Here is a 1,556-nt window from a genome sequence, read left to right on the forward strand (position 1 = left end):
GGATGGGTGGGGGCCTGGTATTCCTGCCCGGTGGCGGCGCCGACCCGGGCTGCGGTGGGGTACCGCCGGGGGTCCATCACCTTTTCCAGGTAGGAGGCGTGTGCCTGCCACCACTGCTGGTCGGTCAGGCCGGTGCGTTGGGTGGCCTGGGCGGCTTCGACGGCGTGGCGTGCCGCGCCGTGGACGTAGCCGTCGAGGAGGGTGATGACGGCGTCCATTTCCAGGTCGGTCAGTCCCACGCCGTCGACGGCGCGTAGCTCGTACTCGTATTTTGCGGTGACGTTGGGGCCGAGTGGGGGGCGGGTGGTGGCGACCTGGAGCAGCCATGGGTGGCGCAGGTAGAGTGCCCGGTTCTCGTGGGCGATCAGTCTGAGTCGGGTACGCCAGTCGTCGGGGACGTCCTCGGGGCGGGCGGTTTCGCCGTAGACGGTGTCGAGCATGGCGTCGAGGAGTTCGCCTTTGCCGGGCACGTGGGTGTAGAGGGACATGGTGCCCACGTGGAGGCGTTCGGCGACGCGGCGCATCGACAGTGCGGCGAGTCCTTCGGTGTCGGCCACGTCGATGGCGGTGCGGACGATCCGGTCGACGGTGAGTTCGGCGCCTCTGCGGCTGGGTTTGTCGCGGGTTCGCCAGAGCAGGGCGAGGCTGCGGGCGGGGTCGCCGGTGCCGCTGTACTCGACGTTCACGGGATCACCCTAGCGGGGCGATCGTATGGTGTACGGCCGGTGCGTCACCGGGCGGCGAGCAGGGTCCGCAGGGGGGCGGCCTTGGCCGCGGCTTCGGCGACCTCGGCGGCGGGTTCGCTGTCCCAGGTGATGCCGCCGCCGGCCCACAGGTGCAGTCGCTCGGCGTCGGCGGCGACGGTGCGGATCGTCAGACCCAGGTCAATGCGGCCGGGTGCGATCCAGCCGAGGCCGCCCATGCTGGCGCCGCGGCCGACGGGTTCCAGGGTGGCGATCCGGTCGAGGGCGGCGAGTTTCGGTGCGCCGGTGACCGAGCCGCCGGGGCAGACGGCGCGCAGCAGGTCGGCCAGGCCCAGGCCGTCGGCGAGCGCTGCGGAGACGGTCGATTCGGCCTGCCACAGGTCGCACCAGCGGCGTACGGCGTACAGGTCGTCGACCCGCACGGAACCGGTGCGGGCCACCCGGGCCAGGTCGTTGCGTTCCAGGTCGACGATCATGATGTGTTCGGCGCGTTCCTTGGCGGAGGCGAGCAGGTCGCGGCGGCCGGCGGTGGTGGCCGGGCGGGTGCCTTTGATGGGTCGGGTGATGACGCGTCCGCCGGTGACCTCGACCAGGGTTTCCGGGGAGGCGCAGCCGATGGCCCAGCCGTCTCCGTGCAGGGTGCCGCCGTAGCGGGCGCCGGGCAGCGCGGCGAGGCGGGTCAGCGCCGGCGCGGGATCGCCGTGGTAGGTGGCGGCGGCGTGGCCGACGACGTTGACCTGGTAGACGTCGCCACGGGCGATGGCGGCGCGGGCGGCTTCGACGGCGTCGGCGTGCTGTCGGGGGGTCCAGCTGTCCCGCCAGGGGTCGAGCCGCCAGCCTCGGGGGGTGCGG

The 1,556-nt window shown here is 73.0% G+C and carries 2 protein-coding genes; both read right to left on the minus strand.

The window, feature by feature from the left end; genetic code table 11:
• A partial coding sequence (locus E1182_RS30515) for a TetR/AcrR family transcriptional regulator (protein ID WP_132271187.1) occupies positions 1 to 686 on the minus strand: 686 nt, incomplete at its 3' end.
• A gap of 44 nt (positions 687 to 730) precedes the next feature.
• Positions 731 to 1,556: chorismate-binding protein (locus E1182_RS30520; protein WP_132271188.1), on the minus strand; the 826-nt coding region annotated here is incomplete at its 5' end.

The organism is Micromonospora sp. KC721 (genome assembly GCF_004348355.1).
Taxonomy (GTDB): Bacteria; Actinomycetota; Actinomycetes; order Mycobacteriales; family Micromonosporaceae; genus Micromonospora.